The 23,409-nt window shown below is 59.5% G+C and carries 21 protein-coding genes; 11 read left to right on the forward strand and 10 right to left on the reverse strand.

What is annotated here, in order from left to right:
* Positions 1 to 37: 37 nt before the first annotated feature.
* On the forward strand, positions 38 to 1,036 hold the full coding sequence (locus NUW46_RS00820; RefSeq protein WP_305965466.1) for a sigma-70 family RNA polymerase sigma factor: 999 nt from the start codon (positions 38 to 40) through the stop codon (positions 1,034 to 1,036).
* Positions 1,037 to 1,069: 33 nt separating this feature from the next.
* Here the strand turns inward: NUW46_RS00820 and NUW46_RS00825 are convergent, their stop codons facing one another.
* Genes NUW46_RS00825 through pdxH form a run of 5 tightly spaced genes read right to left on the reverse strand, consistent with a single transcriptional unit; the run spans position 1,070 to position 3,865 of the window.
* Positions 1,070 to 1,528 (reverse strand): DUF3429 domain-containing protein, encoded by a 459-nt coding sequence (locus NUW46_RS00825; RefSeq protein ID WP_418141133.1) that lies wholly within the window; start codon positions 1,526 to 1,528, stop codon positions 1,070 to 1,072.
* Positions 1,525 to 1,830 (reverse strand): DUF6482 family protein, encoded by a 306-nt coding sequence (locus NUW46_RS00830; RefSeq protein WP_069182537.1) that lies wholly within the window; start codon positions 1,828 to 1,830, stop codon positions 1,525 to 1,527. The genes NUW46_RS00825 and NUW46_RS00830 overlap by 4 nt, the downstream gene beginning before the upstream one ends.
* A 57-nt stretch (positions 1,831 to 1,887) precedes the next feature.
* On the reverse strand, positions 1,888 to 2,469 hold the full coding sequence (locus NUW46_RS00835) for a DNA-3-methyladenine glycosylase I (protein WP_136630428.1): 582 nt from the start codon (positions 2,467 to 2,469) through the stop codon (positions 1,888 to 1,890).
* Between the two features lie 33 nt (positions 2,470 to 2,502).
* Positions 2,503 to 3,261 (reverse strand): 4'-phosphopantetheinyl transferase family protein, encoded by a 759-nt coding sequence (locus tag NUW46_RS00840; RefSeq protein ID WP_153637098.1) that lies wholly within the window; start codon positions 3,259 to 3,261, stop codon positions 2,503 to 2,505.
* A complete protein-coding gene (gene pdxH / locus NUW46_RS00845; RefSeq protein WP_153637125.1) occupies positions 3,230 to 3,865 on the reverse strand; it encodes a pyridoxamine 5'-phosphate oxidase in 636 nt (211 codons plus the stop codon). The genes NUW46_RS00840 and pdxH overlap by 32 nt, the downstream gene beginning before the upstream one ends.
* 233 nt (positions 3,866 to 4,098) lie before the next feature.
* Here pdxH and NUW46_RS00850 point away from each other — a divergent pair, with 233 nt between their 5' ends.
* Both NUW46_RS00850 and NUW46_RS00855 read left to right on the forward strand, forming a co-directional pair.
* Positions 4,099 to 5,385, forward strand: a complete 1,287-nt coding sequence (locus NUW46_RS00850; RefSeq protein ID WP_418141134.1) for an MHYT domain-containing protein — start codon at positions 4,099 to 4,101, stop codon at positions 5,383 to 5,385.
* Positions 5,386 to 5,464: 79 nt separating this feature from the next.
* On the forward strand, positions 5,465 to 8,290 hold the full coding sequence (locus NUW46_RS00855; RefSeq protein WP_418142070.1) for a DUF748 domain-containing protein: 2,826 nt from the start codon (positions 5,465 to 5,467) through the stop codon (positions 8,288 to 8,290).
* Between the two features lie 2 nt (positions 8,291 to 8,292).
* Here the strand turns inward: NUW46_RS00855 and NUW46_RS00860 are convergent, their stop codons facing one another.
* The gene (locus NUW46_RS00860; protein ID WP_418141135.1) at positions 8,293 to 9,117 is read right to left on the reverse strand and encodes a substrate-binding periplasmic protein; all 825 of its coding nucleotides are present in this window, start codon (positions 9,115 to 9,117) and stop codon (positions 8,293 to 8,295) included.
* 106 nt (positions 9,118 to 9,223) lie between these two features.
* Between NUW46_RS00860 and yfbR the strand changes: the two genes are divergently transcribed.
* Positions 9,224 to 9,817 carry a 5'-deoxynucleotidase gene (gene yfbR, locus NUW46_RS00865; protein ID WP_222465835.1) on the forward strand — a complete coding sequence of 198 codons (594 nt, stop codon included), beginning with the start codon at positions 9,224 to 9,226 and terminating at the stop codon, positions 9,815 to 9,817.
* Between the two features lie 14 nt (positions 9,818 to 9,831).
* Here the strand turns inward: yfbR and NUW46_RS00870 are convergent, their stop codons facing one another.
* The gene (locus tag NUW46_RS00870; protein WP_418141136.1) at positions 9,832 to 10,866 is read right to left on the reverse strand and encodes an SPFH domain-containing protein; all 1,035 of its coding nucleotides are present in this window, start codon (positions 10,864 to 10,866) and stop codon (positions 9,832 to 9,834) included.
* 2 nt (positions 10,867 to 10,868) lie between these two features.
* Positions 10,869 to 11,327, reverse strand: coding sequence for an NfeD family protein (locus NUW46_RS00875; protein ID WP_222465836.1), 459 nt, complete (start codon positions 11,325 to 11,327; stop codon positions 10,869 to 10,871).
* 205 nt (positions 11,328 to 11,532) lie between these two features.
* Here NUW46_RS00875 and NUW46_RS00880 point away from each other — a divergent pair, with 205 nt between their 5' ends.
* The 3 genes from NUW46_RS00880 to NUW46_RS00890 all read left to right on the forward strand — a co-directional run bounded on the left by NUW46_RS00880 (position 11,533) and on the right by NUW46_RS00890 (position 14,389).
* Positions 11,533 to 12,348, forward strand: coding sequence for an SDR family NAD(P)-dependent oxidoreductase (locus tag NUW46_RS00880; protein ID WP_136630424.1), 816 nt, complete (start codon positions 11,533 to 11,535; stop codon positions 12,346 to 12,348).
* A gap of 106 nt (positions 12,349 to 12,454) precedes the next feature.
* Positions 12,455 to 13,555: a GGDEF domain-containing protein gene (locus NUW46_RS00885; RefSeq protein ID WP_418141137.1), complete on the forward strand. Its 1,101-nt coding sequence runs from the start codon at positions 12,455 to 12,457 to the stop codon at positions 13,553 to 13,555.
* Positions 13,556 to 13,603: 48 nt separating this feature from the next.
* A complete protein-coding gene (locus tag NUW46_RS00890) occupies positions 13,604 to 14,389 on the forward strand; it encodes a class II glutamine amidotransferase (RefSeq protein ID WP_305965470.1) in 786 nt (261 codons plus the stop codon).
* A 132-nt stretch (positions 14,390 to 14,521) separates the two neighbouring features.
* Here the strand turns inward: NUW46_RS00890 and NUW46_RS00895 are convergent, their stop codons facing one another.
* Complete coding sequence (locus NUW46_RS00895; RefSeq protein WP_418141138.1) at positions 14,522 to 15,427, reverse strand: metal-dependent hydrolase; 906 nt, start codon at positions 15,425 to 15,427, stop codon at positions 14,522 to 14,524.
* 225 nt (positions 15,428 to 15,652) lie between these two features.
* Between NUW46_RS00895 and NUW46_RS00900 the strand changes: the two genes are divergently transcribed.
* Together NUW46_RS00900 and NUW46_RS00905 are read left to right on the forward strand one after the other, a co-directional pair.
* The gene (locus tag NUW46_RS00900) at positions 15,653 to 16,759 is read left to right on the forward strand and encodes a helix-turn-helix domain-containing protein (RefSeq protein WP_418141139.1); all 1,107 of its coding nucleotides are present in this window, start codon (positions 15,653 to 15,655) and stop codon (positions 16,757 to 16,759) included.
* 385 nt (positions 16,760 to 17,144) lie between these two features.
* Complete coding sequence (locus NUW46_RS00905; protein WP_418141140.1) at positions 17,145 to 17,552, forward strand: NINE protein; 408 nt, start codon at positions 17,145 to 17,147, stop codon at positions 17,550 to 17,552.
* A 9-nt stretch (positions 17,553 to 17,561) separates the two neighbouring features.
* On the opposite strand, the gene NUW46_RS00910 is transcribed toward NUW46_RS00905, so the two are convergent.
* Positions 17,562 to 18,929 (reverse strand): WS/DGAT/MGAT family O-acyltransferase, encoded by a 1,368-nt coding sequence (locus NUW46_RS00910; protein WP_418141141.1) that lies wholly within the window; start codon positions 18,927 to 18,929, stop codon positions 17,562 to 17,564.
* 187 nt (positions 18,930 to 19,116) lie between these two features.
* Here NUW46_RS00910 and NUW46_RS00915 point away from each other — a divergent pair, with 187 nt between their 5' ends.
* Entirely contained in the window at positions 19,117 to 20,193 is a 1,077-nt protein-coding gene (locus tag NUW46_RS00915; RefSeq protein ID WP_418141142.1) for an efflux RND transporter periplasmic adaptor subunit, read from the forward strand.
* Complete coding sequence (locus tag NUW46_RS00920; protein WP_418141143.1) at positions 20,193 to 23,357, forward strand: efflux RND transporter permease subunit; 3,165 nt, start codon at positions 20,193 to 20,195, stop codon at positions 23,355 to 23,357. Before NUW46_RS00915 ends, NUW46_RS00920 begins: the two co-directional genes overlap by 1 nt.
* The last annotated feature ends 52 nt before the right edge of the window (positions 23,358 to 23,409 follow it).

A 23,409-nucleotide genomic window follows, 5' to 3' on the forward strand; every position in this document is an offset into this window, starting at 1 on the left:
GTATTCCCTGATGTAAATTTTGACCGGTACCTTAGCCATGCGAACGACTGAAAGGCTGGGACCGTCTCCGACAACGCCCAACGATGGTGAAAGGGATTCCCTGGTCGGGCTGTACTTCAGGGATGCGTCCCGGTATGAACTGCTGACAGACGAGGCTGAACGCCGCCTCTCCCGCAAACTGACTCTGTGTTACCAAATCATCAGTACCGAACTGGCCCTGCCGGAGGACACCCCGCAGACGTTCCGGGAAGTGATTGGTAGCCTCGGAGATGCCTGTGCGTTTTCGTCCCGATGTCGTCGGGCGTTCCACCTCGCCACGGCCTGTCGCCGCAAGCTTATCCAGAGCAACCTTCGTCTGGCGGTGCATATCGCCCGTCGCTACGGGCAGCATGGCATCCCCATGTCAGACCTGATTCAGGATGCAAACGTGGGCCTGATCAAGGCCGTGGAGCGGTTTGATCCCACCAAGGGCTTTCGATTCTCCACCTACGCCTACTGGTGGATTAGTGAGGAAGTAAAGCGCTGCCTGCAGCGCGGTACCCGTCTGGTGCATACGCCGGAAAACGTGGTGGATGAAATCCGTCAGCTGCAGAAGCTGTCTTTGAGGCTGCACCAGAGCCTAGGCCGGACGCCGTCCCAGACCGAGCTGGCCCGCGAGATGGAAGCCAGCCCGTCCAGGATTGGCGAACTGAGAGCCCTGGCGACCAGGGAGCTGTCTACGGACGTTCCGCTGGTGGAAGACGGTTCGGTCACCCTTGGCGATAGCCTGGACGCCGGCGATCAGATGGCGCCCGATCACCCGATGTCTGATCGCGATCGTCGACGGACGCTCAAATCCATGCTCAGCGAGCTGAGTGATCGGGAGAAGGACATCCTGTCGCGTCGCTACGGTCTTGGTCTGCCGGAACCGGAAACCCTGCAGGTGATCTCCGATGATCTGGGTATCAGCCGGGAGCGGGTGCGCCAGATTGAGAAGACCGCATTGAGGAAACTGCAAAGTCGCTACGAAACACCTGAAGACGCCTTCGGAGCCTGATCGTTCATCAGGCTCCGCACTTCCCGGAAAGACTCAGTGCGTCGCGTGGAGAAGGAAAAACCAGGCGGCCGCTGTGAGCTGACAAACTACAACCACCGAGGTAAGAAGAAGTCGAAGCCGCAAATACCAGGCGGGCCAGTAAACCTTCATCCAGCGGGCGTCCACCATGTAGAGCGCCAGATAGGCGATGGTGTAGAGCACAATCTGACCGGTTACCGGCAACAGCAAGCCGAGGCCTGCTGAGACAAAAAATACCTGGCTAAGCAGTATGGTAACGATGGGCGAGAGGGGATAGGAGCAGTTGTCCAACTGCATGGCAATGGGCCAGTAGACGCCAGCCATGAAGGCCAGGATACCGGCACTGTACAGATAGAAATAGCCCAGCAGCGCCACGCTGTACTGAGGCATCAAGAACAGCCCTGCGAGAAGGCCGATAAAAGGAACCAGCCCCGCGATGCCAACAAGGATGGCTAGTCTTGCTACTGCAATCACGGTTTCTGCCTCTGAACCCGGATTCTCATGGGTTCAACTTCTGAAGGTTCCATGCCAACCATTTCGTGGTAGGCGGAAGGGTGCACAACCTGGGTTTCACGGATATCAAACGAAGCCAGGGTATCCTGGATTTGCCAGGCGCTTCGGAACAGTGAGGTAGTGCCGTTTTTTTCAGAGAGCAGCAGAGGTTGGTCATCAATGCTGAGGCGCGCCATGTAATGTTGGCCCTCAAGCGAAAGGATCTCAAGCAGGTCGATTACCGGACTCTGCATGCTTCTGAGTTGGTCGAGGGTGATTCGCACAGACAAGCTCCGTGGTTCATAACACTCCAGAACTTACGACCCCTCAGCCTATTGAGATCATTGGCTCAGTAAATAGCACTCCCGATGTTGTGGGCACGCCACCAGATGGTCGTTCACCATGCCCGTTGCCTGCATAAACGCGTAGACGATGGTAGGACCGACAAAGGTGAACCCGGCGCGTTTCAGGGCTTTCGACATGGCTTCGGATTCCGGCGTGGCCGTGGGAACCTCGGAAAAGGAGCGCCAGCGGTTCTGGATCGGCTGGTGTTCAACGAAGGACCAGAGAAAGTCACTGAACCCTGTGCCTTTATCACGCAAATCCAGATAGCCCCGGGCATTCTTGATGATTGACTGTACCTTCAGGCGGTTGCGGATAATGCCCGGGTTGCTGAGCAGCGCCTCAACCGTGCTCTCGTCGTATTGCACGATCTTTTCCGGATCGAAGTGATCGTAAGCTGCGCGATAGTTCTCCTGTTTTCGCAGGATGGTGATCCAGCTCAGGCCGGCCTGTTGACCGTCCAGGCAGAGTTTTTCGAACAAGGCGAGATCGTCGTATTCGGGGCGGCCCCACACGGTGTCGTGATAGTGCACGTAGAGTGGGTCGTCGCCACACCATGGGCAGCGTTCCGGGGTGTCCATAAACTGACCTGTTTTATCTGTGTCTGGCCCGAGTCACGGGGTTTTGCAACGGATAGTGCGCTGGAACAGTGGCTCCCAGGAGGCCTCGATGGGTTCCGCATCCACCAGTGAGAAATCGTGGGGCGGCGGTTCAAGCAAGGTAATTTCCGGCCATACCGGCCGGCTTCCCCGAAACACCACGGTTACCAGGTAGCCCTCAATGTAGCAGCAGGCGGCTTGCCAGTCCTGTTCCGGCTGGTCGCCGTAGATCTCGAAATTCTTGCGCACCTCCAGGGTCTGGAGGTTGCCGGCAATGCCGCGCCCGGTTGCCTTCAGCCAGGCTTCTTTGAGGGTCCAGACCTTGAGGAAGGTATTCGAGTCGTCTTCCCGGAACAGCCATTCCTGTTCGACCGGGGAGAACCAGCGTTTGACCACTTTCTGCCACTGGGCATGGCGCTGGCAGGGCTCCAGATCGAGTCCGATGGGTGAATCTGCCCGAGTGGCGCAGGCGGAGAGGCCCTGGCTATGGCTGAGAGACAACCGCCAGCCTTCGGGCGTACCGGAAGCGTTAGGGCGGCCGGCCACCGGGCAGCAATGGTTGGGCGGAACCATGGCGGATTTGCCAATGGCCTGGCGAATAAGCCAGCGACTGGACAGGTATTCCCGCTCCCGGGGGCCACTGAATTTGCCTACGGTCTCGCGTTCATAGTCGGTCAGCCAGGCCGGGTGGGCGATCTCGGGCCCATCTGTCTGGTGGCAAAGCCAGACAGATGGGCGGTCATCAGGGCTGAAGTCGTTGGATGAGCCAGCCATCGCCGTCCCTCACATATTCAAAGCGGTCATGGAGCCGGCTGGGCCGGCCCTGCCAGAACTCGATACGGTCGGGGACAATGCGATAACCACCCCAGAAACTTGGCAGGGGCACTTCGCCGTCACTGAATTTGCGTTTGATTTCGGCCACCTTCTGTTCGAGCAGCCCTCGGGAGGTGATGGCCTTGCTCTGTTCGGATACCCAGGCGCCAATCTGACTGCCCCGGGGTCGTGATGCAAAGTAGCGCAGGGATTCTGCTTTGCTTACCTTCTCAACGGCGCCCTGGATCCGTACCTGACGATTCAGTCCGATCCAGGGAAATAGCAGGGCTGCCTGGGGGTTCTCTTCCATTTCCCGCGCCTTCCGGCTGCCGTAGTTGGTGTAAAAGACAAAACCCTCGTCGTCGAAGTATTTCAGCAAGACCGTGCGCAGGTCCGGCATGCCATCCCGACCTGTGGTCGCCAGCGACATGGCGTTGGGCTCGAGAATGCCTGCCTCCCGGGCATCTTCAAACCAGACCTGGAACTGCCTGACCGGATTACTGTCTAGCGCATCGCGATCCAGCCCCTCACTCTCGAAATCACGACGCATATCGCCGATATCCATAATGCTCCCTCTCATTCGAGTTCTACTGGCCCGGGATAAATACGATTCCGAAGCATATCGGGTTCAGGCCTGTCTGTCAGCGATGCTTATGTCGGAGACGGTTACATAAAGCCAACAATAGAATGAGACCCAATTCACACTTAGCCCGTATCTAACCGGACGTTGATGTAGGTCAGCATTGAGCAACCGGGAAATCTGACCCGTTCAAACACACCAATAAAAGGTCGAACGAGATGATGTCCGAATACGATTTGCCCCTTGTGGCTGCTTCCTTTCTGGTCGCTGTTCTGGCTGCATACGCTGCCCTGTTCTTCGGCGCCAGGTTGACCAACGCCAAAGACGGCGAGCGTCGAAAATGGCTGGCCGCTGGTGCCGTGTTGATGGGAACCGGCGTCTGGACCATGCACTTTGTCGGAATGCGTGCTATGCCGATGGATGTCGCCATGACGTTCGATGTCCTGATGACGACGGTTTCCTGGCTCGCGGCTGTGGTTGCCTCCGGCATTGCCCTGCATATTATCGGGCGGGAGCGATTGGGAGCACCTCTGTTTGCTGGTGCGACGCTCTTCATGGCCGGCGGCATTGTTGTCATGCATTACCTGGGAATGTACGCGATGCGAATGTCTGAGCCGCCGACATTCAACATTGGATTTCTTGCCGTTTCCATCGTGATTGCCGTTGTCGCATCCGGTGTCGCGCTTGCCCTGTGCCGCAAGCTTCAGGGCATGGACGGAGCGGGATCCCTGGCCATTCAGTTTGTGGCAGCCCTGGTGATGGCTGCAGCAATCTGTGGCATGCACTACACCGGTATGATGGCGATGATTTTCCCGGAAGGTGCTGTCCCTGCCGCTGACAATGGCTTGCGCGGCGATTGGATGGGGATCCCTCTGGCCGTCTTCTGTGCAGCCCTGCTCGGTGTTGCATTGGTAGTGACTGTTCTCGATGTAAAACATCAGCGTGACGTTGCCGTACGCAAGGCGGAAGAGGATCAGCGAGTGGCAGAGTTGGCCTTTGTCGACACGGTGACCGGCCTGCCCAACCGTTCAGCACTGGAGGAACGTCTGCTGGATATCCTTGCCCGGGACAACGCCGGCCGTAACCCGTTTGCCCTGATTTATCTGGATATTGCCAACTTCCGGGAGCTTTCCAGCGGCATGGGTGAGGAATCGCTGAATACGGTGGTCAAGGAAATCAGTGCGGCGCTGCTGGACCAGATGTCGGACCCGGTCTATCTGGCCCGGTATTCCGCCAGCGCCTTCTTTGCCCTGGTGCCCGATCATGAGGACAGCGAGCACGCGTTCATGTACAAACGGCTCCGCCAGATCAACGAGCGTATTGGTACTCCGGCTATGCCGGTCACCTGGCGTGTCGGCCAGTCTGCTTACCCGGCAACCGGAAATTCAACGCGCAAGCTGCTCCGCGCTGCCATGGTGCCAAGAGATCCCGAAGAGATTGGCCAGTTTTCCAACATGGTCACTGACCCGGAGCTGGTGTTGCCGGGTCATAAGCTCCAGAGCTGACAAACCAGCACAAGGCCGACTATCCTTGTGAACAGGCAGGTGGGCAAGATTGCCCCGGGAATCCGCCGGTTATAAGGAGATGTCTGTGGCCGAGAGCCGTAAAAGCAGTCGCATGCCCAGGAATCTGTTGATCGGATTCCTGGCGCTTCTGATTCTGTACACCCTGGCAGGGTTCCTCCTGCTTCCCTGGTGGCTGGAGCGGCTGGTGCCAGAGCAGCTGGACCAGCGCATGGGCTGGCAGGCAGAAATCACCGATATCCGTACCAATCCCTTTACTCTTCGGGTAGAAGCTCTGGGACTGTCTGCGGCCGATTCGGATGGCGAGCAGGTGGTTGGCTTTGACCGGCTCATGGTGGACATGAATTTTTTCCAGCTGATTCGCGGAATTGCCGGTTTTGAAGCCATTCAGCTGGACGAGCCTTACGTTCGGGTAGACCTCCTGGAGGATTACAGTGTTAATTTTGCCAGGGACTGGCAGGCGGCCAATCCGGAGGCCGGTCAGGACGAGCCCCCGTCCGCGCAAGCCGAGGAAACCGGCCCACCCAGGCTCTATTTTGGTCAAATTGCGCTGAACGGCGGCGAAATGTTGTTCCGGGACTTCACCAAGCAGGAAATGGCGGAGTTTCGGATTACCCCGCTGGATCTGACACTGAACGACCTCGCCACCTGGCAGCGGGACGGGCAGGACAGCGATTACTCCCTGCTAGCGGCTTTGGGTAGCCAGACGGTCGAGTGGCAAGGGGATCTGAGTGTTGCGCCATTGTATTCCAACGGCACCCTCAAAGTGTCGGCGGTGGGCCATGAAACCCTGGCACACTTTCTGGCGCCGTTTATCCCCTACGACCTGCGTGGTGGCAGCGTCACTCTCAGCTCGGACTATGAAATCCAGGCCGGTGACGTCTTTTACCTGGAAACGACCAACGGTCAGCTGAAACTCGAGAATCTTGCAATCGCCCTGGATGAGCAGAGTGATGAGGCCAGGCTGACGAACGCCCTGCTGTCGGTGGATGCCATAGGTTTCGACCTCAACCGGAGGGAGGTCCGTATCGGCCGGGTGTCCCTGGACAAGCTCGATCTCGCCCTGGCGCGAAGTGCAGCGGGGGAAATCGACTGGTTGGCGCCGCTGGCCGCCGATCAGGGAGAGGCTGAAAGCGCAGACGACGCATCGTCGGCCGGGCAGCCGTTCCGCTGGTCAGTCGCGGGCCTGGCGCTCTCCGACGGCCGGGTTCTCTGGCAGGACAGTCAGCCGGAGACGGCGGCTGAAATTGCTCTTGAGCAGCTCTCGGTTTCGGTAGGGCGGATAAGCCACGAGCTGGAGGAACCGGTAACTTACGAAGCCCGGGGAACCCTGGCCAGTGGTGGGCAGTTGTCGCTGAATGGCCAGGTTACGCCCGCGCCATTTACCCTGGAAGCGGCCATATCCGGGAGCGGTGTCGCGCTGGCGGCCTTCGAGCCATACGTGCAGGAGGGCGCCAACCTCGCCATAACCAAGGGCACTCTGGGCCTCGATGGCAATCTGGACCTCGATGGCCAACAGGACCCGCTCACCGGCACCTTCAGCGGTACTGCGGAAGTGGCCGGCCTGGACCTGAAACTGCCTGACAGTTCCGGATCGCTGGTGTCATGGCAAACGTTGCGCCTGGCGCCGATTGAATACAACGTCCACCCTGCCCGGCTGGAAATCGGCACCGTGACCCTGGCCCAGCCGAGGATCAACATTGTCCGCAATACCAACAGCGTCCATAACGTGGAGCGCATTGCCAAGGGGGCCGGTTCCGCCGAGGAACAAGAACCGGCCCCGGAGGCCGCAGAGGGAACCGGCGACTCCGAGCCCGAATTCATTTTCCGCATTGGGCAGTTGATGCTTGAGAACGGTGAGTTGGCCTACACCGATCGTACGCTGGATCCCGCCTTCACCACATCGTTTGGTGAACTGAATGGCAGCGTAACCGGATTGAGCAACATTTCCCCGCAGCAGGGCAAGGTATCCATAAGGGGCCGGGTCGGCGGCGTGGCAGACCTCGATTTTGAGGGCACCATTGGGACCCTTGGCACCGAGGATGTCAGCGATCTCCGGTTGATCATGCAGGATCTGTCGCTACCGGCGCTGTCGCCGTATTTCGGGCGATACCTGGGCTACGGCGTGGACAGTGGCAAGCTGAATCTTAACCTGGATTACGAGATTGCCGGCTCGCGAATCGATGCCTCCAACCTGGTGGTGATGGATCGGCTTGAACTGGGTTCCGCCATAGCCAGCGACGACGCCGTCAATGCGCCGGTCAAACTGGGTCTGGCCCTGCTCAGGGACAGCAAAGGGGTTATTGAAGTGGACCTGCCGATCAGCGGCGACCTGTCCGACCCGGACTTCAGTGTCGGCAAGGTGGTGATGCGGGCGTTCGTAAACCTGTTGGCGAAGGCCGCGGCGTCACCGTTCAGTATGCTTGGCTCGATTGCGGAGCTGGCCGGGCTGAGCGGGGAAGAGTTGGGCAAAGTGAGCTTTGTTCCCGGCAGTATCCAGCTGGCCGAGGGTGAGGCCGAAAAGCTGGCGGCGTTGGCGGACGCGTTGCTGGAACGCCCGGACCTGTTGCTGAATATTCGGGGTAATGTTGAGCCCCAGGCTGACGGACTTGCGCTGTTGCGGGACGATCTGACCGCTGGTGGTGAACAGGAACTGTCCGAGGAGGAGTGGCAGGCAGCCCGGGAAGCCTATCTGGCCGGTGAGCGGTCACTGGCGCCTGAAGCATTGAGTAACCTGGCCGCCTCGCGAGGGGTAACCTTGCGGAATGTCCTTCAGCAAACGCACGGAGTACCGGCTGATCAGCTTTTCCTGCTCGATCCGGCCCGTAATGCCGAAGTGGGTGGCGAAGGTAACGTGATCGTCGCCTTCAACCTGGATGTGCGTTGACCTCAGGGTGCCTCGAAGCTGGTCAGAAAGCCCGCTGGTAACTGGAGCCCCCAGTTTTCGACGAGTTGCCGGTATCGGCCATTGTCCACCAGTGGCGCCAACAGTTTGAGCATCTGGTCTGCACTGGCGGCGCCGCCCTTCCGGGCAATGATCCTGAGCTGGTAGCGCTGGTCCGGCTCACTCGATATCAGCAGTTTGTCCCAGTCTTCCGGATGCCTGGCCAGGTGCCGCTGCAGGTAGGAGTGACTGACAATCGCAACTTCCGCAACGGAAGGCCGATCGGCCTTGATCAGATTTATGTTGCGGCTGTGGCTGTCGGAAAATTCGATGTCGAATTTCTGCTCCAGCACGGAGTTGTCGGTTTCGTACCCGGTAAAACCGTAGTGATAGCCGGAAATAGCGACGATGGATCGCTTGTTCAGATCATCGAAGAATGAGGAATCTCTGCCGTCCTTTTTGAGAGCTACGTACAGTTCTTCGTCGGCCAGGATTGGACGGGTGATGTCCACGTCCTTCTCTGTCCAGCCCCAGTCTGGGCTTTCAAAGAAGATAACGTCGTAGAGCCCGGCATCGAAATCCAGGTATCGGCGCTTGGGAGAGGTATGAAACACCTGGAAGGAGAACGTTGGGTGGGCGTGTTCGAGTTCCTGCAGCAGGTCGCCCAGCAGGCCTGTGGCTTGCCCGCTACCGTCAACACTGGCGATCGGGGGAAAATGGTAAACGCCCACAGTGATTGCGGTTTCATCTGCCTGAATCGGCGCCGTTGCCAGCATAATAGCGGCAGCAAGGGTGGCCAGTAGTCTCAGAATGTGGGATCGAGCGGACACAATATTCCCGGTTATGTAACAATTGAATACGTATTCAGAATACCATGGGGATTTTGTGTACCTGAAGCAAAAGATTATGAACTAATGCAAAACAGGTCTTTAACCGATGGGTAATGTTGCCAGCCACTTTTTCGCCTATGTCTCCCGCTTGCGTTGGATCAAGCGTTGGGGACTGATGCGCAATGCCATTGAGGAGAATGTGGCAACCCATTCCTGGGAAGTAGCGACCCTCGCCCACGCGCTTGCCATAATCCGCAACCGGCATTTCGGTGGCCAGGTGAATGCCGACCGTATTGCCGCAGCAGCGCTTTACCATGATGCGACGGAGGTGATTACCGGTGATATGCCGACACCGGTGAAATACCATTCAAAGGTGATGCGAGAGGCATTCGGGGACATTGAGCACAAGGCAGAGGCGGAACTGTTGGCGCTGTTGCCGGAGGACCTGCGAGAGGATTTTTCACCTTATGTTCGGGAGTCTCGGCTACCGGCAGAAGACCGGGAACTGATCAAGGCCGCCGACAGGCTGTCGGCGTGGCTCAAGTGCCAGGCGGAGATCAGGGCCGGCAACAAGGAGTTCGAGCCGGCCGCCCAACAGATCCGCAACCGCCTGGAGGAAGACGGATTGCCAGAGGTTGCCTATTTCCTGAAGGTATTCGCCCCCAGTTACGACCAACCCCTGGACAATCTCCTGGGTTGACGGGTTCTCGGGGCTTAGCTGTTGCCTGCCGCGCCGACCATCCCGCCGCGTAGGCCATCGCGCTGCAGATGCTGGCGAACCGTGTCCTCGGGGCTGCCGGCCAGTTCGCGGAACATGCCCATGGAGCCGAGCAGCGCTGAGGATTCGTAGGGTACGAACACCCGCTCGCCCTCTTTCGCCATATTGGGCAGAACCTTGATATAGCTCTGGCCCAGAAGGTAGCCAATAACCGTCTGCTTGTTCTCTTCAGAGTCGCCCATTGCGCTGAGTACCAGACGGATGGACTCCTGCTCACCCTGGGCCCGGAGAATGGCCGACTCCTTGTCGCCCTGGGCATTCAGAATGGCGGATTCGCGCTGGCCCTGTGCCATGGCGATAGCCGCCGACTTTTCCCCCTCGGCTTCGGTGACCGTGGCCCGGCGCTTGCGCTCTGCAGCCATCTGCAACCGCATGGCTTCCTCCACTTCTTCCGGCATGCTGATGTCCTGGACTTCCACCCGGGTAAGCTTGACGCCCCACTTGGAAGCGGCCTCTTCCATCTCGGCCTGGATGGCGTAGTTCACCTCGCTGCGGGATTCAAACAGCTTGTCCAGCTCCATCTTGCCCACCACCGAGCGCAGGGTGGTTTTGGCCAGAACCTCCACCGCCTGGCTCATGTTGGCGACTTCGTAAACGGCCCGGCGCGGGTCAATGATCTGGTAATACAGGGCGCCGTTGATCTTCACCGTGACGTTGTCGGTGGTCACCACCGGCTGTCCAGGGAAGTCCATAACCGTTTCCCGGCGGTCAATACGGACCTCATCGCTCATCACCGGATGGTAGTCTTCGCCCATGCGGACGTAGCGAATCATGGTGATTGGGCGTGGCCGCTCGATGAAGGGGATGATGATGTTCACGCCACTTTCAAGAATCCGGTTGAACGAACCCAGCCGCTCAATGACCATGACTTCGGATTGGCGAACGATGACCAGTCCCTTGGCAATGATGAAGATGCCAATAGCGACCAGGATCAGGCTGATGATCAGCCCGGGTGAAAGATACTGTTCCATGCTTACTGTTCCTTGTATGTGATCGTCTCAACAACGGCGGTCGTGCCGTCAAACTGTTTGAAAATGACGTCGGTTCCTTCCGGAAGGTCGGTTTCTCCGGTGTCGGTGACCCGCAGGCGATAGAAATCGCCGTTGACCTTGATGCCGGTGGCACCGTCGAAATCCCGCTTCAGGGTCTGGTAACGCCGGCCTTGCTCCACACCGGTGCCGGTCGTGCCATAGGCCACGCCTTTGGGAGAGAAGCGTGGTCGTATCCAGCGAATGGCGACAGGCACCAGGATTCCCGAGAACACCCCCATGCCGGCGAGCTGCCACTCAAATGGTAAGCCCAGAAAAGCCAGCAAGGCGGTCAGCGCCGCGGCAATGCCCAGGGCCAGAAGTAACAGAACACCCGAGGCCAGTTCAGCCAGGCTCAGCACCAGCGCCAGGATCAGCCAGAAATGCGTAAGACTCCATTCCATAAAGAAAATCCACAGGTTCGGGGAAGGGGGAGGCTCGGTGTCGCGCACCGGCCGTCGGCAACGGATTGTACCGGAAACCGGATGCCGCGTCAGAGGGTGGCCGGAGTGCCATGTGGCCTGGTTCACTAAAGCCATATCCCCCGGACAGGCAATTGTTAGAGTATCTGCTTTAATTGCCAGAGCACACAACAAGAGGTCCGTGACCATGAAGAATCTGAAGAACAAAGTTGCCGTTGTTACCGGTGCAGGCTCGGGTATCGGGCGCGCGCTCGCCAAGTCCCTGGCGGACCGGGGCTGCCGGCTGGCGTTGTCTGACGTCAATGAGGCCGGCCTGGCGGAAACGGCGGAAGCGCTCGGGAATGCCGACGTGAAGACCTACCGGCTGGATGTCTCGGATCGGGATGCCATCTTTGCCCATGCCGAGGAGGTTGCAAAAGACTTTGGTCAGGTCAATCTGGTCATCAACAATGCGGGTGTGGCACTGTCTGCAACGGTGCGTGAGATGACCGACGAGGACTTCAAATGGGTCATGGACATTGACTTCTGGGGTGTTGCCCACGGCACCCGTGCCTTCCTGCCACATCTGATTGCCTCGGGCGATGGCCATGTGGTGAATGTGTCCAGCGTGTTCGGCCTGATCGGCGTGCCCAAACAGAGCGCCTACAACGCCGCCAAGTTTGCGGTACGCGGATTCACCGAAGCCCTCAGGCAGGAAATGAAGCTGGAAAACCAGCCGGTGGCGGTGAGCTGTGTGCACCCCGGTGGCATCCGCACCAACATTGCCAATGCCGCGCGTATGGGCAAGTCCGAGAATGCCGTCGCCCAGCGCAAGGGTTTCGACAAGCTCGCCATGACCACGCCCGAGAAAGCGGCGGAGACCATTGTGAAAGGCATCCTCAAGAACGAGTCCCGCATCCTGGTAGGCCCGGACGCCTGGGGTATCGACGCCATCAACCGTCTGCTGGGTTCGGCTTATCAGCCTTTGGTGGAACGCTTCTCTCGCAAGAACCTGTATGTCTGATGCGTGCGGCTGAGTGTCAGGGGCCCGTGAAGAACCGGGCCTGCTGTACATTTTACAAACAGTGTTTCGGGGCTATACTCGTAAGCTGATCCAAGGAAGAGTCAGCATGAATACGCCTCACCATTCCGACCTGGGGGCCACACTGGAACAGAGCCGCTCAGGTCTGCGGGACAGCCATCGCCGCTCCTTGATGCGGCTACTTTTTCTGATCACTGGCTCGGCACTGGTGGTTTTCGCATGCCTGCAGATTCTCAATGGTTTCCTCTGGGTGGGCATTGGTGAACTCTGTGCCAGCGCGTTGCTGTTTTTCGGCGTCTGGCGCCTGAAATCCACGCCCCACCTGCAGCAATGGGTTTATGCCTATCTGGTGCCTCTGTTCGCATTTTTCCTCGTGATAATGCTGCTGCCAGAAGCCTCGGTGTCCGCTTTCGTCTGGGTGCTGATGATGCCGGTTCTTGCCTACCTGCTGCTCGGCAAGAAAGAAGGCATGATTCTCAGCGCGCCCTTCATGATCGTCGGCGGCGTCATCTACTACATCCACCTTGGCCAGGTCGGCAGCCCCCACGCGATGATCGATCTGCTCAACATGGTGTTGTGCGGTGCCCTGATGCTGGCCTTCATTCACCTGTATGAGGGCCGCCGCGAAGAGGCCGAGCAGCGCCTGGTGGATATGGCCCAGACTGATGCGCTGACGGGCCTCGCCAATCGCAGCAACTTCCAGGGCACATTGAATCGGACCATCGCCGAGTGTGATCGCAGCGGAGCCGGTTTTGCTCTCGTGGTCATGGACATTGACCACTTCAAGCTTGTGAACGACACCCTGGGCCACGAGGCCGGAGACTATGTTCTCAAAAACATCAGCCGATGCCTGACCGAGCGCCTGAGAAGCACAGACTTCGTCGGCCGCCTCGGTGGCGAGGAGTTCGGCCTGATTCTGCGGGATGTGAAGCCGGCGGATGCGTTTGTCCTGATGGACGAGCTGCGCCAGCGGATTGCTGAACGCGATTTGCCCTATGGTGATGCCCGTATCCGGGTGACCGCCTCCTTTGGGGTTGCCCAGTGGCCAGATCACGGCCGGGAAGCCGAAGGTCTGCTCCGGGTTGCGGACCGCTGGCTGTACAGTGGCAAGCGGGCCGGTCGAAATCGGGTGGTCGGCGCCGGCCATAACCCCCGCCAGCTTGAGATTCTGACTGTCGAAGCGAGCTGATTGCGGTATTCTTGGGGCAATCATTTCCCTGCAAGATTGACCTAGCCCATGTGTGAACTGCTGGCCATGAGCGCCAATACGCCCACTGACCTGTGTTTCAGCTTCACCGGCCTCACCCGCCGCGGCGGCCAGACCGGCCCCCACAAGGACGGTTGGGGTGTGGCCTTCTACGAGGGCAAGGGCGTTCGGGCTTTCCACGATGCCGATGCCAGCGCCAGTTCCCGAATCGCCGAAGTGGTCCAGACCCATCCGATCAAGAGCGAAGTGGCCATCTGCCACATTCGCCAGGCCAACGTTGGCGACATCTGCCTGGCCAACACCCATCCGTTCATGCGCGAACTCTGGGGGCGCTACTGGGTGTTCGCCCACAACGGCCAGTTATCCGGCTTCCGCTCAACGCCGGGCTTTTACGAGCCGGTCGGCACCACCGACAGCGAAGCCCTGTTCTGCGATATCCTCAACCACCTGCGCAGCCATTGCGACCGGAACACCCCGACCGACGACATCATCGATCGGCTCGTAAGCCTGTCGAAGGCATACGCCAGCCAGGGCGTTTTCAACCTCCTGCTGAGTAACGGCGACTGGCTGTTTACCTACTGCACCACCAAGATGGCCAGCATTACCCGAAGGGCTCCGTTCGGTCCTGCTCGCCTGAAAGACGCGGACGTGACGGTGGACTTTGAATCGGAAACGACGCCCAACGATATCGTCAGCGTGATTGTGACGGAGCCACTGACCACCGATGAAAAGTGGGATGTCTACCAGCCCGGTGAATGGCGGCTTTGGAGGAAGGGGGAAGTCATTCGATCCGGCGTCGCTGAGCCGAATGTCTGACCCGGTAGCTGGGAATCGGGCGGAGAGGTCTTTCTTCCGGGAAAAGGCAACTCGCTGCGCTCAGACATCATTTTCCCTGCACAAAGACCTCCCCACCCGCTTCCCTGCAGGGTTGGGAGTTGCTTCCGTGGTTTACTGAAGCGTCCTGCGATTACCTTTCTTGTATTGCGGTGCGATGTGGGCCTGGATTTCTTCCTTGAAACGGGCAATCAGGTCGCTGTTGTCGTGATCCCAGGGGTGAAAACCGGGCTTAAAATACTCCAGCCATGTGGGAATCAGGCTGGAAAAGGTTCCGTTGAGGCCCCACAGGCGCCAGAGACCTGAAGCGGTATCTTTCAGAGAGAAGTTCTTGCGGTCGTTCAGCATCATCCGGCTGGTGAAGTAGGTGCTCATCACACCCAGGGCGGCGGTGCTGAAGGCGAGATAAAAGGTTCTTTCGGCGTAGGTGCCGCCTGCTGCCTGGAATACGTCATAGGCAACCGCCTTGTGCTCGGTCTCTTCAATCGCATGCCAGACCCATAGCGGGCGCATGGATTCATCCATGTCCTGACGGACATCGTCCCGCTCCAGCAGCATGTCGGCCATCATGGCAGTCAGGTGCTCGAGGGCACAGGTGATGGCCAGCTGGTGACGCTTGGGCAGTTTCTTGGCGATGCCCAGGACCACTTCCAGGTGTTTTTCCAGTTCTTCCACCGGCATGCCCTGGTCACGCACATGCTGGTTCATGGCGATGTGTTCCAGGGAGTGCATGGCCTCCTGGCCAATGAACCCGCGTATCTCCTCTTTGAGCTTGGGATCCGAGATCTTGTCCCGGAACGCCCTTACCGAATCGACAAAGAACTGCTCGCCCTGCGGAAACAGCACCGAGAGACCATTCATGATGTGGCTGATGGTGTAGCTGTTATCGACCCAGTAGCGGGGAACCTGTTCACCGAACTCGAACCCCATGCGCTGGGCGGTGATGGTGACGTTGTCCGGGGTGTTCGAGGCCCGGCTAACCGGCGTTTTTTTGTCTTCTGCGGTTTTGTTGCTCAGCATGTGTGTACTCCTCACTCTGGCTGATGTCATGGCTCCAGTGTGTGGCAGTCAAGGTCAGGCAGGAATGCGCAAAGGGGACGGCAGTCGATCAGGATGGGACACGGGCCGGGATTTGATTGACCATGCTGACGGCGAGCATGGTGTACCGGGCCCCACTGTAGCGGCAAGAGGCATCTGATACAGTCAGTTAAAGTGCTTCAGCCACGCCAATAAGAAGGAATGCCAATGAGCGCAAGCGGTCCGGACAAAGAACGGCAGATGCTGGGGTTGTTCCTGGTACCGGGCGCTTACCTGCGGGTTCTGGCCGAGACCGTCCGCCAACTGGGCTACAACGACCGGCTACTCTATGAAGGGTTGGAGTTCAGCCCGGACGATCTTAAGAGCAACGACAGCCGGGTGTTTGTCACCGATGCCATCATTATGGCCAAGCGGGCAGTAAACCTGGCCGGCCAGGACGGTCTCAGTTTCATGCTGGCCCGCGAACTGCGCCTGACCATTCACGGCACCCTGGGCTTCGCGGCTCTTACCAGCCCCACCTTCGCCGATGCTCTGGATTCCGTGCGCCGTTACCTGCATCTGCGGGTACCGTTCCTCAGTATGAGCCAGTCCGAAGCAGGGGATCAGGTGCTGGTAAAGCTGTGCACCGAATTCGAAGTGCCCGGCCTCTATCCGTTTCTCGCCGAGACCGTGAGCGCCACCCTGATCCTGCTGACCGAACAGCTCCTGGACCGGGAAGACGCTGCTAGACACGGCTTTGCCCTGGAAGACGGCAAGCTCCCGGGCGTCACCGTTCGCCTGAGCGCGGCGGAGCCGTCCTGCTACCGGCAGTTTGCGAACCAGCTACCGGTCCGATTCGAATACGGCCAGCCGGATGAAATGATGGTGTTCCCCCGGGAGCTTCTGGAAGTGCGCATGCGCCTGGCCGACGCCGAAGCCTCCCGCATGGCCCGAGATCAGTGTGAGTTCGAGCTCCAGAAGGCCCTGAAAGAGCAGGGTGACATTGTCCTGGCCATCCGCAACATGCTCCGGATGATGCCCGGCCCCTTGCCGTCCCTGGAAGCCATGGCCGAGCGTTTCTGCGTCTCGTCCCGAACCCTGAAACGCCGCCTGGCCGACCGCGATACCAGCTACCGTGAAATCCTCGAGTCGGTTCTGAAAGACCGGGCGATCCAGTTGCTCCGCTATACCAACCAGTCCGTCAGCGAGATTGCCTACGAGCTGGGCTATGCGGACCTGTCTAACTTCAGCCGGGCGTTCCGAAAGTGGACCGGCAAGTCGGCCAGCGAGTTTCGCGAGGGTGGTCCGGATCCGGCTCCGGAGGTTGGTCCGTAATGTTTGGCTTGGGGTGTTCGGTCTGTCGGGCCGCTTGTTTGGAGCGTGGTCGCAGGGCGGGGCATAAATTTTCAGGGTAAAAACAACTCGCTGCGCTCAGACATCTTTTTCCCCTGAAAATTTATGCCCCACCCCACGCCCTGCTGACAGCTGAGAATGCCGTCAGAAGAGTTATTGCTCGTTCTTAATTTGTTTTTCTGATCCTATGCCACAATGGTTCGACGGACGGGGGGAAGGAATATTTTCCCGACAGGAAAAAGATGTCTGAGCGAAGCGAGTTGTTTTTCCCGAGGGAAAATATTCCTTCCCCCCGGCCAGCCCCCAAATCAAACAGGCTAGGGCCATAATTGGAACCAGACACCAAACCAAGAGGATGAAAACGAATATGACCCAAAGGCCAGACACCCACAGCAAACTCATCGGCTACCTGCTCTGGATCTTCGGATTCCTGGGGTCGCACCGGTTCTATTACGGTAAACCGGTCACCGGCACCATCTGGTTCTTTACCCTGGGACTTCTGTTCATCGGCTGGATCATCGACCTGTTCCTGATCCCGGCCATGGACCGGGAGGCAGACCTTCGGTTCCGGGAGGGTGAAGTCAGTTACAACATCGGCTGGATCCTGTTGACCTTCGTGGGTGTGTTCGGGATTCACCGGATGTACATGGGCAAGTGGATTACCGGCATCATCTACCTGTTGACCGGCGGCCTGTTCCTGATTGGTGTGCTGTATGACTTCTGGACCCTGAACAACCAGATCTCCATCCGCAATGAGGAGCGCCGCTTCGGCTGATCGAGCTGCTTACAAGCCTGCGGCGGTCTCCAGTTCAACCAGGGCTTCCTCCAGGTAGTCGAGCATCCGCTGCAGGCTGGGTAGCGTGCGGCGGCAGCCGATGAGGCCGAATTCCACCTGGTCGCCGTAACTGGTCAGGGTCATGTTCAGGGCCAGGCGGTCCATGGCGATGGAGACCGGGTACATGCCGTCCAGGGTTGCCCCGTTCCAGTAGCAGGTCTCCCGCGGGCCGGGGACGTTGGAAATGACCACGTTGAAGGTCTGCCATTTCGGAGCCATGCCGGTCAGCAGATGGAAGGCCGCCGGCGCCAGGGTCAGAGCGGTGTAGTTGATGATTTCTTCCGGAGACATGTGGGCGTAGCGCTCCTTGGCGGCTTTCACATCCTCATGGATCTGCATCAGCCGGGTGACCGGGCTGGTGACATCTGTGTGCAGCGAGGCGAGGATAACGCCCACCTGGTTGCCGCCGGAGCTGTCGTCCCTGCGCAGGGACACCGGGACCATGGCGATCAGCGGTTTCTCCGGCAGCGCGTCCCGGTTCATCAGATAGCTGCGCAGCGCAGTAGCACACATGGCCATCACCACGTCATTCACCGTGGTTCTGTAGGTTTTACACACCGCCTTTATCCGACTGAGTTCATAGGATTGCGCCGCGAAGCGTCGGGAACCGGTGATTTTCTGGTTCAGGATGCTGCGGGGTGCGTGGAATATGGAGGAGTAGGCCGGGTCCTTGCGGGCGTTGTTGATGGTTCGTAGCAGCTCCCGGGCTACGGTGGGAACCGTGCCAAGTTGCTTGCCGGATTCGCCCAGCAGATGGCCGACACTGCGCCACAGGGAGGGGCCACCATCCTCCTTTTCACGGGACGGGCGGGGTGGCATGGCCCAGATCGGCGGCATGTCCCGTTCGCCGCTCGCCTGACACAGCATCCGGGTGACCATCCGCATGGCCGATACGCCGTCCACCAGGGCGTGATGCACCTTGATATAGACGGCAAACTGCCGCTCCCCCAGCCCTTCAATCAGATGGAACTCCCACAGTGGTCGCTCCCGGTCCATCAGGTGGGAATGTTCCGCCGAAACAAACGACAACAGCTCCCTTACCCGTCCCGGCGTCGGTAGCGCTTCGAAACGGAAGTGGTGCTCCAGATCCAGATGCTCATCTTCCACCCAGACTGGCTGGCCGAACCGGTAATCCAAGCGCTGGTTGAACGGCGGCGTTACTTTGGTGAATTGCCTGAGCCGGTCGGCGAGCTGGGCGACGTAATCGTCCGGTGCATCCTCGGGAAAAGAAAACAGCTGAAGACCGCCCACATGCATGGGCTGCTGCCGCTTTTCCAGCCATAGAAAAAGCTGATCCGTCGGGCTGAGAGGTTTCACGGGGCGTCCTTGTAATTGGTGTTGCCACAATAGTAGCTCAGATAGCTGGCAACGGAATTGACCCCGGTTCGCATTCCCTCACCCGGATGGGCCAAACCGTGTCCAAGGTCCGGACGGGGTTTTTCAACGTAAGCCATGAACTAAGGTTAGTAACTGCATCCATCAAAATGAATCTTGGAGAAAGGACGTGGGAACTCTCATCAAGAGCCTGCATGGCGTTCTCTTGTTTCTGTGCGGCCTGTTTTCGTTGTCTACCGCTGCCCAGGACCTGCCAGGTGTCCAGCTGGAAACCGTCTCGTCGGAAAATATCATCGAGGAAGTGACCCTCAACGGTACGGTAAATGCCCTGCGGGTCTCCGGTATGTCGGCGGCAGTGGCCGGCCTGTTGGAGGCGGTTCGGGTGGAAACCGGGGACCGTGTTTCCCGGGGCGATGTGCTGGTCGAGCTCGACGATGAGATGGTCACCTGGGAGCTGGCGGCCGCGAGGGCCGATGCGGAAGAGGCGCGCAGCCGTCTTGATGAGGCGCAGCGCCGGCTGCGTGAGGCCAGGTCTGTGGGTGCAGGCCGTAATATTGCGGCTACCGAAGTCAGTGCCCGGGAAAGTGAAGTGGCGGCCAGCGAGGCGGCGCTTGCACGCCTGGAAGCTGTCCGCCGACAGGTGGAAGTCCGGGCCGATCGCCATCGCGTGACAGCGCCCTTTGACGGTGTGGTCAGCCAACGCTCACGGGATATTGGTGAATGGGTCACCCCGGGTGACCAACTGCTGACGCTGGTTGATACCGACAACCTGCGTCTGGATTTCCGGGTACCCCAGTCCTTCTACAAACGTATCGACGACAACAGCCGGCTTCTGGTGCAGAACGGGCAGGAGCTGATCAGAGCAACCATCGATGTTCTGGTGCCGGTCAATGATCCCCAGTCCAGAACCTTTCTTCTCCGCGCGATAAAGCCCGAGTCGGTGAAGCTGCTACCGGGAATGTCGTCTCAGGCGGTTCTGCGGGTGACGACCGGTGAACTTGGCCTGACGGTCTCGCGGGATGCCATCAACCGGTATCCCGAAGGGCGAACCACCGTATGGATCGCCGAACCGGAGGATGAAACTACCTGGACCGTGACCGAAAAGCGGGTGCGTCTTGGTACCGGCTTTGAGGGCCGGGTAGAGGTCACCAGCGGCCTTGAGGCAGATCAGAAGGTGGTGGTCCGTGGCAACGAGTCCCTGAGCGAGGGCATCAGCGTTCGCATTGCCGAGCGGGAGAGCCGCTGATGTTTGCCGGCATAATCCGCCACGGCACATTGGTCGCCGTGATTGCCCTGATTGTGGCCATCCTCGGGGCCGCCGCCGCACTTCGAATTCCGGTCCAGATGATTCCGGATCTGGAAGTGCGCACGGTGACGGTGGAAACCAGTTGGCTCGGCGCCACGCCCCAGGACATCGAGAAGGACATCCTGATCGAGCAGGAACGGTTCCTGCGCAATGTTCCCAATCTCAGTCGAATGACCTCCACCGCGTCCAGCGGTGCAGCCGAAATCGAGCTGGAGTTCCCGTTCGGCGTCGATATCACCGAGACGCTGATCCAGATTAATAATGCCCTGAGCCAGGTCCCGGATTATCCGAGAAACGTCGATGAGCCGCGCATCGTGGCGGCGTCCTTCTCCTCCAACGCGTTCATGTATTTCCGCATCGCCACCCTGGAGGGCAACCCCAGGGAACTGGATATCGAACTGATGCGCGATTTTATTGAAGACCGCGTTCGGCCAAGGATGGAGAGCGTGCCTGGGGTTTCCGAGGTGACCGTCGGCGGCGGTGCCGACCGGCAGATGCAGGTTATTGTGGACGAAGCGGCCCTGGCCCAGCGGGGCCTGAGCTTGCTCGATCTGCGTGATGCCATTGTCAGTCGCAACCAGGACATTTCCGGTGGCGAGATTGATGCCGGCAAGCGCCGGTACCTCCTGCGCACGGTTGGGCGCTTTGACGACGTTGAATCCCTGGAGCAACTGGTGGTTCTAAGGCAGGGTGACAGCGTGGTGCGCCTGGGTGAAGTTGCCCAGGTCCGGCAAGGGCATTCACGCATTCGGGAATTGTCCGTTGTTAACGGACAGCGGGTGATTGGCCTGCAGGTTCGTCGCGAGAGTGGGTCCAACGTCATCGATATCAAGCACGCGATGATGGATGAAGTGGCCGCGATCAACCGGGAGGTGCTTGAGCCGGCGGGCATGAGACTGGGACTGACCGCAGACGATGCCCGGTATGTGGAAGCCTCTGTAGCCAATGTCTGGACCAACCTCGGCATTGGCGCCGCCTTCGCAACCCTGGTGATGTTCCTGTTTCTGCGATCCGGTAGAGCGACGTTTGCGGGTGTGGTGGGCATCCCCCTGTGCGCCATTGCTGCGTTTATCGGGCTGCTGATCACCGGTCGCACCATCAACGTGATTTCCCTGGCGGGCATCGCCTTTGCCATCGGCATGACCGTCGACAACAGCATCGTGGTGCTGGAGAACATCGAGCGACACCGGCGTCTCGGGCTGGACCGTTTCGAATCGGCCCTCAAGGGCGTGCGGGAAGTCTGGCCGGCGGTTCTGGCCTCCACCACCACAACCATCCTGGTGTTCCTGCCGATCCTGTTCATCGAGGAAGAGGCCGGACAGCTGTATTCCGACGTGGCAATCGCGATCTCCGCCGCCATTCTGGCGTCCATGCTGGTGGCCATAACCATCATACCCACCCTCTGTGCCCGGCTGGATTTCGGCCGCCGGGGTGTGCAAACGGATGAATACGGCAATGAGACCTCGGGTCGCTGGAGTCGGGCCGCCATGGCGGCGGTGCGCTGGCTGGTGAATGGCGCGGTGCGTCGTGTTCTGGTCATAGCGGCAACCGTGGGTGTCAGCCTCTGGGTGATCTTCGTGCTGACCCCGCCCGCCGAATACCTGCCTGAGGGTGAGGAACCCAAGACCTTTGCTGCCATGTCAGCGCCGCCGGGCTACAACCTGCAGGAGATGGAAGCCATTGCCCAACAGGTAGAGGATTACTTCCTGCCCCACGTGAACGCCGATGGCCAGGCCTATGCCGCCGGCGAGACCAGCGTGCCGCCCATGGCTTATCTCAATATGCAGGTAACGCCAACCCGGATCCGGATCATTGCAGAGACCCTGAATCCGCGGCATATCGAAGCTTTGATGGACGAGATCACCCGGTTTTATGAACAGTTCCCGGGCATGCGCGCCTTCGCGGCCAAAGGCTCCATCATATCCAGTAACGACGGCGGCACCCGCAGCATCAACCTGGATATCTCCGGCCCCGACCTGGTTTCGGTGTACAGTGCGGCCAATGCCGCCTACCAGCGGGCTGAAGAGATCTTCGACAATCCCCGCATCCAGAGCCAGCCCTCCACGCTGTCTCTGGCACAACCGCTGATCCAGATCATGCCCGACTGGGATCGTGCAGCGGAACTTGGCCTGGGTGCCGAAGGCATTGGCTTCACCGTGGCCTCCCTGACCGAGGGCAGCTACGTGGACGACTTCTTCCTGGACGACGAAAAGATCGATATCTATGTGTATGGCAGCGAGGGTCGCAATCCGTCACTGGACAGTCTGCCGGATGTCATGGTGCACACGCCCCAGGGCGCGACCCTGCCCCTGTCCAGCCTCGCCACCATAGAGGAAACCGTGGATACCAGCACCGTCCGCCGGGTGGATGGTCGCCGCACCGTGACCCTGAACGTGATTCCCCCGGACGATGTGCCGCTCGAGGCCGGTGTTGAGCGGGTACGCACGGAACTGCTTCAGTCCATGCGCGAAAGCGGTGCTTTGCCGGCGAATGTGGACGTGGATATCTCCGGTGCCAGCGACCAGTTGAACGCCACGCGGGAAGCGCTGACCGGCAATTTCATCATCGCCATCGCCATTGTCTACCTGCTGCTGGTGGCCATCTTCGCCCACTGGGGCTTCCCGCTGCTGATCATGACCGCCATCCCACTTGGTGTGGCTGGCGGCATCGTGGGCCTGGCCCTGATGAACCTGGTGGGTGGCCTGCTGCCCATGCTCGGCCTGCAGCCTCTGAGGCAGCCCTTCGACATGATCACCATGCTGGGCTTCCTGATCCTGATGGGCACGGTGGTGAACAACCCGATCCTGGTGGTGGACCAGGCCCGCCAGAACCTGCGCCAGAAAGGCGTTACCGTGGTGCAGGCCGTCACCAGCGCCGTGCAGACCCGCCTGCGCCCCATCGCCATGACCACCCTCACCACCATCTGCGGCCTCTCGCCCCTGGTATTCCTGCCAGGCGAAGGCACCGAACTCTACCGGGGCGTGGGCGCCATCGTCCTGTTCGGCCTGCTGGGGGCCGCCATCGTAACCGTGACCTTCCTGCCGTCACTGACCATCTTCGTTCTTGGCTGGCGTGAGCGTTGGCGTCGCTCCAGAGAGGTTTAGCCTCGGAGTATCGCCGTCACGCGCCATGGGAGGTCTTTCTTCCGGGGAAAAG

The organism is Marinobacter sp. MA (assembly GCF_048298425.1).
In the GTDB taxonomy this organism is placed as follows: Bacteria; Pseudomonadota; Gammaproteobacteria; order Pseudomonadales; family Oleiphilaceae; genus Marinobacter; species Marinobacter salsuginis.

Coding starts and splice junctions, on each gene's coding strand:
- NUW46_RS00820 (WP_305965466.1), top strand. CDS start 38: ATGCGAACGACTGAAAGGCTGGGACCGTCTCCGACAACGCCCAACGAT.
- NUW46_RS00835 (WP_136630428.1), bottom strand. CDS start 2,469: ATGGACACCCCGGAACGCTGCCCATGGTGTGGCGACGACCCACTCTAC.
- NUW46_RS00840 (WP_153637098.1), bottom strand. CDS start 3,261: ATGGCTGGCTCATCCAACGACTTCAGCCCTGATGACCGCCCATCTGTC.
- pdxH (WP_153637125.1), bottom strand. CDS start 3,865: ATGGATATCGGCGATATGCGTCGTGATTTCGAGAGTGAGGGGCTGGAT.
- NUW46_RS00850 (WP_418141134.1), top strand. CDS start 4,099: ATGATGTCCGAATACGATTTGCCCCTTGTGGCTGCTTCCTTTCTGGTC.
- NUW46_RS00855 (WP_418142070.1), top strand. CDS start 5,465: ATGTCTGTGGCCGAGAGCCGTAAAAGCAGTCGCATGCCCAGGAATCTG.
- yfbR (WP_222465835.1), top strand. CDS start 9,224: ATGGGTAATGTTGCCAGCCACTTTTTCGCCTATGTCTCCCGCTTGCGT.
- NUW46_RS00870 (WP_418141136.1), bottom strand. CDS start 10,866: ATGGAACAGTATCTTTCACCCGGGCTGATCATCAGCCTGATCCTGGTC.
- NUW46_RS00875 (WP_222465836.1), bottom strand. CDS start 11,327: ATGGAATGGAGTCTTACGCATTTCTGGCTGATCCTGGCGCTGGTGCTG.
- NUW46_RS00880 (WP_136630424.1), top strand. CDS start 11,533: ATGAAGAATCTGAAGAACAAAGTTGCCGTTGTTACCGGTGCAGGCTCG.
- NUW46_RS00885 (WP_418141137.1), top strand. CDS start 12,455: ATGAATACGCCTCACCATTCCGACCTGGGGGCCACACTGGAACAGAGC.
- NUW46_RS00890 (WP_305965470.1), top strand. CDS start 13,604: ATGTGTGAACTGCTGGCCATGAGCGCCAATACGCCCACTGACCTGTGT.
- NUW46_RS00895 (WP_418141138.1), bottom strand. CDS start 15,427: ATGCTGAGCAACAAAACCGCAGAAGACAAAAAAACGCCGGTTAGCCGG.
- NUW46_RS00900 (WP_418141139.1), top strand. CDS start 15,653: ATGAGCGCAAGCGGTCCGGACAAAGAACGGCAGATGCTGGGGTTGTTC.
- NUW46_RS00905 (WP_418141140.1), top strand. CDS start 17,145: ATGACCCAAAGGCCAGACACCCACAGCAAACTCATCGGCTACCTGCTC.
- NUW46_RS00920 (WP_418141143.1), top strand. CDS start 20,193: ATGTTTGCCGGCATAATCCGCCACGGCACATTGGTCGCCGTGATTGCC.